At 63.2% G+C, this 7,022-nt stretch carries 4 protein-coding genes and 1 pseudogene; all 5 read left to right on the forward strand.

All coding sequences use genetic code 11. The features are described 5' to 3' along the window. Window positions 1-5: 5 nt before the first annotated feature. The gene (gene ectB, locus BMZ02_RS04710) at window positions 6-1,301 is read left to right on the forward strand and encodes a diaminobutyrate--2-oxoglutarate transaminase (protein WP_091640300.1); all 1,296 of its coding nucleotides are present in this window, start codon (window positions 6-8) and stop codon (window positions 1,299-1,301) included. Window positions 1,302-1,588: 287 nt separating this feature from the next. Next, the gene (locus BMZ02_RS04715) at window positions 1,589-1,978 is read left to right on the forward strand and encodes an ectoine synthase (RefSeq protein WP_091640302.1); all 390 of its coding nucleotides are present in this window, start codon (window positions 1,589-1,591) and stop codon (window positions 1,976-1,978) included. A gap of 275 nt (window positions 1,979-2,253) precedes the next feature. Then, a complete protein-coding gene (locus BMZ02_RS04720) occupies window positions 2,254-2,784 on the forward strand; it encodes a DUF4150 domain-containing protein (RefSeq protein WP_091640303.1) in 531 nt (176 codons plus the stop codon). Further along, window positions 2,781-6,098: a toxin VasX gene (locus tag BMZ02_RS04725; protein WP_139209143.1), complete on the forward strand. Its 3,318-nt coding sequence runs from the start codon at window positions 2,781-2,783 to the stop codon at window positions 6,096-6,098. Before BMZ02_RS04720 ends, BMZ02_RS04725 begins: the two co-directional genes overlap by 4 nt. A 205-nt stretch (window positions 6,099-6,303) precedes the next feature. Further along, a pseudogene (locus BMZ02_RS04730) lies at window positions 6,304-7,022 on the forward strand (hypothetical protein); the annotation flags it as partial.

A 7,022-nucleotide genomic window follows, 5' to 3' on the forward strand; every position in this document is an offset into this window, starting at 1 on the left:
GTCTCATGACCATGGACCACATGCAGATCATCAATCAGCACGAGTCGGAAGTTCGCAGCTACGTGCGCGGTTTCCCGACCACGTTCGCCAAGGCGAGCGGCTCGTACATGTACAACACCGAGGGCGAGGCCTATCTGGACTTCTTCGCCGGTGCCAGCGTGATGAACTACGGGCACAACCACCCGAAACTCAAGAAAGCGCTGATCGAGTACCTGAGCGATGACAACATCACGCATAGCCTGGACATGGCCAGCGTGGCGCGCGCCGAGTTTCTGGACACCCTGGACCGGCTGATCTTCAAGCCGCGGGGCATGGACTACCGCGTCCAGTTCCCCGGGCCCACCGGCACCAACGCCGTGGAAGCGGCACTGAAGGTTGCCCGCAAGGTCAAGAAGCGGGACACCATCATGGCGTTCACCAACGCCTTCCACGGCATGACCCTGGGCTCGCTCTCGGTCACCGGTAACGGCTTCAAGCGTCAGGGCGCCGGCGTGACCCTGGACAACACCACGCACATGCCCTTCGACCGGTACCTCGGACCGGACACCAACAGCCTGGAGTACATCGACCGGATGCTCTCCGACAGCGCCTCCGGCATCGACGTGCCCGCGGCGGTCATCACCGAGACGGTGCAGGCCGAGGGTGGCGTCAACGTGGCCGACCTGGAATGGCTCAAGGGCCTGGAGAAGCTGTGCCGGAAATACGACATGCTGCTCATCGTCGACGACATCCAGACCGGCCTGGGCCGCTGCGGCCACTTCTTCAGCTTCGAGGAAGCCGGGATCAAACCGGACATCGTGACGCTGTCGAAATCCCTGAGCGGCTATGGCCTGCCCCTGGCCATCACCCTGATCAAGCCCGAACACGATATCTGGGCGCCGGGCGAGCACAACGGCACCTTCCGCGGCCAGAATCCGTCGTTCGTCACGGCAAAACGGACGCTGGAGCTGTTCTGGTCCGACGACCGCTTCGAGAAGGACATCGCCCGCAAGGGCCAGCGCATGGCCGAGTTCCTGGAAGGGCTGGCGCACAAGTATCCCAACGCCCGGGGCTGCCCGCGCGGTCGCGGCATGATGCAGGCCATCGAGTTCGGCAACGTCGAGTTGGCGGAGAAGATCTCCGAGCATGCCTTCCAGCGGGGTCTCATCATCGAGACGGCCGGCACCGATGACCAGGTGCTGAAACTGCTGCCGCCGTGCGTCATCGAGGACGATGACCTGGAGAAGGGCCTGACCATCATCGAAGAGAGCCTGGTCGCTGCCATGGGTGATCTGGGCATCTCTGCCCAGAAGGCCTCCTGAGCCGGCGTCGGCAACCCGATGTGGAACAGTGCAGCCGAAGCCACCCGTTGCCGGTGGCTTCGGCTTTTTTTTGTTCGATGGACACGGACCTGAAGGTCCGCCCTACGCCAGGTCATGCCTGCCCGGCTCCCGTAGCTCCCGTAGGGTGGACCTTCAGGTCCACCATCACCGAAGCCCCACCATGACGGAAGCTCAGGGCCCCTTTCCGCCCCGCCGGTTGGTGCAATGCGCCTGCAGGTGCGGCACCATGGTGTCATTACCGATCGGTCACCAAAGGAGAGCACACAATGAAAATCGTCGACATCGAGAAAATCAAAGGCACGGATCGGGAAGTCCAGGGCGAAGGCTGGACCAGCTACCGCATGCTGCTGAAGAAGGACGGCATGGGCTTTTCCTTCCATGAAACCCGCATTCCGCCCGGCGCCGAGCTGCACCTGTGGTACAAGAACCACCTGGAGGCCGTCTACTGCGTCGAAGGCGACGGCAGCATCGAGGACCTCGCCACCGGTGAAGTGCACCAGATCCACGACGGCATTCTTTATGCTCTGGACAAGCATGACCGGCACATCCTCCGTGGCGGCAACAAGGAAATGCGCCTGATCTGCTCGTTCAACCCCCCGGTAACCGGCCGCGAGACCCACGACGAGGACGGCTCCTACATTCTGGTCGAGGACTGATACCGGCCTGGATGCGCGGTGGCGAGAACCGCCACCGCGCGACCCGAATCGCCCGGGCTTGCCCTCTCCCACACGAAACGGCATGCTTTGGAGGGTACAAACGAAGCACCGCACGACCACGCACTATCAGCCGCCAAGGATCTGGTCGGCACTTCAGCCAGGGAGAGGTTGCCATGCCCGCAGCAGTTCCACCGTTCCGTAAGCCGGCACCCTTGACGCCCGTTCGACCCTGGTTCTGAGGGAATGGAACCATCAATCATCAAGGAAGGGACCCCATGGCCACTTTACTCATCAACGGACGCACCGCCGTTCACGCCGGATCGGGCGGAACACTGACAGCACCTGACGTCTGCAAGACGCCGCCGAAGTGCAAGACCGACCTCTTCCACAGCACTGCCTCCTCGGCCGATGCAGTGGGCACCGCCACCACCGTGATGGTCAACGGCCATCCGGTCTGCCACGCGGGATCCCTGTTCGCCCAGAGCGTGGGCAACGAACCGGGCAGCTGCGGCGGCGTTACCTCCGGGACCGTCAAGGGCGCCGCGGAGTTCGTGACGTTCTCCCCCGACGTCCTGATCGAAGGACAGCCCGCCGTGCGCCAGGGGGACTACATGGTCAGCAATCTCCACAACACACCACCCATGCCTTTGTCTCAGCCCGGGGGACCGGTCCCTGCCGGCATTCACGGCGGCAGCGCCGAGGAGATGGAGCCTGCGGAGCCCAGGCACCAGTATCGACTGGGGGAGAAGAGCGGGTTTCACCGGGTGTCGCGCGAGACGATCGTCAGTGGAGACGACGACGCATGAGCGCCCGGGAATGCACCAGACCAATGAACGCCGCCGACGTGGTTGACGGCGACAGCGGTACCCCCTACAGCGAGCTTCGCTTCGGCACGGACACACCCGGTTCGTCTCGTATGGAACTCGAGCTGCGGGACAGCGCCGGACCCTACCCCTCGTCGCTCAGCGACGCCCTCGAAGCGCGTGGTTACGGCGGGTCATCGGGGCCTGCGGGTGACCGGTACCGCATTCCGCTTGGTGATGTGAACAGCGACCCGGCGGACGACACGGAAAGGCAACCTGACGTGGGAGTCATGCCGGTCGTGCCGGCACGTTTCGCCGACCCGGAGGGCGCACACCTTGCTCCCGTGCGCGACGGCTGGCTTTATATCTTCGTGAACGGCCACCTGTGGCGGGAACTCGCCGTGAGCAACGAGGGCGAGGTGTTCCGGGATGTGAATCTCGCGCGGCACCAGGGCAAGGACGATCGCCCCGCCACCTGCGAATCGCTGATGCACCACGTCACTCTTCCCTACCGCATGAATGGCGAGGAGACCGTCGTCGAGGTCGCCTATGCCGAGATCCAGTGGAGCTGGGCCACCATCGAGCGCACGGGCGGCTTCGCCGACGATGACCGCCGCTACTGCCCCGATCTGGCGGTCTACGAGTCCTACGACATCACCGTGGATGCCGCCTTGAGGGACTCCCGGTGCCAGCGGCTGGACCTGGCCGCCTACGACGGCGACCCGGACATCGGCAACCTTCGATCCACCTTTCTCGTTCCCACGGAAACCGCGGAAGACCACTGCAATCAATCCGATGATCCCGATGAAGCCCCCCAGCTCCCTGGCATCACCGAGGAGGATATCTCTGCCGGGTTCGCGATCATGGCGCTGCACGACCCAATGGGCATCGCCCTGGAGTACGTCAACACCATCCAGACCGATACCCGGGCCTTGAAGCAGTGCATCGAGGAAATCTCCGAACACGACCATGCCGCCAGCGCCGTCTACGCAAACGGGCTCTTCTACAATGAGGAATTGCACGCACGCCACAGCCGCGACGGCGGACGAAGTCGGCAGCACAGAGCCAGGCGGTACAAGGACCGGTCTACCGAAGCCCGGGAACTCCGCGACATTGCCAGGCGCATGGACCGTGACCGTATTGAAGAGATTCTGCAGACCGAGAAACGCAGAGACATCCGGAAGAGAATCCGCGCCCACCGCGATGCGCTTGCCCACTGGCTCAATGGCCGATGCCCGAACGGTGAACCGGTTTCCGACTACGTATCCCAACACCTGACCATCATCACGGCGCTGCAGGACTACGCGGCACGCCCGCCCATTGATTACTGGCAACTCTGGAGCGTGATGAACGCGGTCATGGCGGGCGCCGGACCGGACCCTTCCGCCTACGACGAAGCCTACGACGCTGACTCCGACGCGCCGGAAACGGATCCCATTGACGCCTGGCGGGCCACACTGCTCGAAACCGACCATCCCCTTTTCAGTATGCTCTTCCCGGACGCGGACCAGGTCGACATCGACAGTGAAGCCGCTCCGTCCACTGACGACCTCAGCTTCATTGACGGCACCACGAAGTTCCGCCCTGGCGCACTCGCCATGAGCACCAACGGCTTCCTCGGCCAGGGATCGTGGCAGGTGGGCAAGGACATCGCCAAACTCGCACAGCGGGCGGTCAGCGATTTCATCCTGTGTTTCGAGCGTGAATGGATGGCGGCACTGGACCAGTCACAGTCCGTGTCGCTGGATATCTTCATGCGACTCACCAAAGCCGGGCAGACACCCGAGATGACCGGCATGCGGGTACTGCGCGCCGGTGAGGCCGTTCCCGATGGCTGGGTGATCGCTGACGCGAGTGTCAGCGTTGGGCCACGACCGAAAAGAAAAGCAAGCGGCGGCGACCAGAACCGGCGCCCCCTTATAAAAGCCATGGTAAAAAACCCGCCAGATGAGCCCATTGCCGTGCTTGACCCGGACACCCTGGAGCGCGTGGGCACGGCCGACGTGCGACGACTCGGGCTGGCGGGCGTCGACCCCGAGCCCGTCAACGAACGGAACTGGACAGAGGTATTCAGGCGCGTTGGCAAGGATGGTCTTCACCGGGTGACCGGAGACGTGGTCATTGTTCCCGTCACCTCGGACTACGCGCGCCAATGGCATGAGCCTGACGCGAATGTGAGCGATCAGGTTGTCAGGAGGAACAGGGTACTCCGGTCAGCAAACACGGGGCTGCCGGCGCTCGTTGCCATTGCGGAGATTCTGAGCCTGGTCGGTGCTGTCAACGGATCATCCAGTGGAGATCGCGAGCAACGTGGCGGGCGTGAACTGGCCCAGTACACCCTGAACGTTCTGGGGATCATTCACGCACTCACCGAGTTCAGCGTAAACCTGTCCGGGCGGGAAGCCACAGCGAACCGTATGGCCATGCTTACCGGACGACGGATTGCAGACAGACTGGTACTCGGCTCGATCAACGTTCCCTTTCTCGGCCCTTCAACCACACTTGGCGTAGCCGGCGCAGCTCTCGCCGGCTTCAGCGCGGCCCTGGCTGTCTGGGATATGGAGTACCGGTTACGAAACGGAGAGCTCGGGGCCGGAATCGCCCACGGCGTCGAAGCAGCCGCCATGGCGGGGCTTACGGCCAGTCTCCTGGGGGCCGCCGCCCGACGCGGCGCAGTCGGCTTGCTCTTCGGCATGGGACCCTGGGGTTGGGCCTTTCTCGCCATCGGTATCGTTGCCGGCCTGGTCGCCAGGCAGTTCTCACTCTCTCCACTGGACAGGTGGGCGTCGTTCGGTCCCTTCGGAGCGGACCCGGATGAGCGACTGACCGAAGAGTATGCACAGCTTGACGGCGAGCAGATCGCGGCAGCATTGCTGACCATCCTGGAATCCCCGTCCATTGAACTTCGGGAGGAAAACGTCCTGGGCGACGAAGCCGTCCGGGTTGATGTTCGCTGGCCCGCAGCATTTGAGGAAGGGCGAGACCTGGAGCTGCAGGTGACGGCCGAAATCGGCGACGAGGTCAATCTCTACCTGCTTGGCACCAAGGCAGTCCCCGACGCCGCAGACGCCACAAGATCGTGGTGGTTTCGTATCCCGAACAGGAACGAATGGCTCGGGAGTTCGTGGAACGACGGTCGAAGTTGCGTCGTCCAGGCCCGAATGAGAACGACAGGGTCAAACACGCCACCAATACCATTCTGGCCCTCAAACACCGAAGAATCCAACGAATCAGGAACGCCGGAGCAGCATTGGTTCACCGCCGACCCCATGCACCTCCGGTATTCGCCGAACTCACGCCGCGACCCTCTCCACTAACGCTATGAGCAAGAACGCCGAAGCAACGCGCGCCACCGCCCCTTACTACGCCGAGACCGCTTTCGATAGCCGGGAGATTCCGGAATCCCTGCCGCGGAAGGACCTCTCCGACAAAACGGCCTTCATGCGGAAAGCGCACGGACGGCCCCTTAACCTGAGTGGCGTGCAATGCAGGGAATTCACGGCATCAAGCGATGAAGTGGGCATGCTGGAATCGTTTCAGAAGCGCACGGCGACACAGAAAGGGGTGTTCTCTCTCGGGCTTGCCGACAAGTACTACCACCGGAACTGGGCGGGTGGGCTCGAGATCGCATCAGTACTCGCCTACGTATACTTTTTTGCACCGATTCTGACGGTCCTTGCAATCGTCCACATGGGGATAATTCTCGTCCTCATGGGCCTCAGCGACAGGGGGCAGGAGTTCATACGACTCAACACGATCTATCTCGCGGTCTTCGGCGTCATCTGGTTTGTCTCCCACACCATCATCCACAAAGGCTGGGCCCGTCCCAAGCGCGACACCCGGCTGATCCGCCCCACCGGCATGGTCAGCTTCTGGGGCGGACGATCAAAGGGCCGCGTTGAAAAACCCTTCATCGACTTCGAGCCCTACGTCCGACGCCTGCCCACCTACGGCGGCGGCAGCTACTACCAGATCGTGCTCCTGCACCGCACCGAGGACATCGTGATCACCACCCCCGACTCACCCAGAGAACACTGGGAGGTAATGCTCGCGTGGGAAGAGCTCTACCGCTTCATGGACACCAGCCAGCCACTGCCCGACACACCCGAGTACGAGTGCACCCGCCACCTCGACCCCGTGACAGCGGACCACGACCGCCGCCACGGCCGGCCCGAGCGCTACTGGCGGGAGCTGGACCCCGAGCGCGGGCGCGAGATCAAGAGCCTCGCCATTGCCGCCGC

Source organism: Aquisalimonas asiatica, from assembly GCF_900110585.1.
Lineage (GTDB): Bacteria > Pseudomonadota > Gammaproteobacteria > Nitrococcales > Aquisalimonadaceae > Aquisalimonas > Aquisalimonas asiatica.

What these genes read in the sequence shown, in the direction of transcription:
- ectB (WP_091640300.1), top strand. Translation starts at nt 6, where the DNA reads ATGACCATGGACCACATGCAGATCATCAATCAGCACGAGTCGGAAGTT.
- BMZ02_RS04715 (WP_091640302.1), top strand. Translation starts at nt 1,589, where the DNA reads ATGAAAATCGTCGACATCGAGAAAATCAAAGGCACGGATCGGGAAGTC.
- BMZ02_RS04720 (WP_091640303.1), top strand. Translation starts at nt 2,254, where the DNA reads ATGGCCACTTTACTCATCAACGGACGCACCGCCGTTCACGCCGGATCG.
- BMZ02_RS04725 (WP_139209143.1), top strand. Translation starts at nt 2,781, where the DNA reads ATGAGCGCCCGGGAATGCACCAGACCAATGAACGCCGCCGACGTGGTT.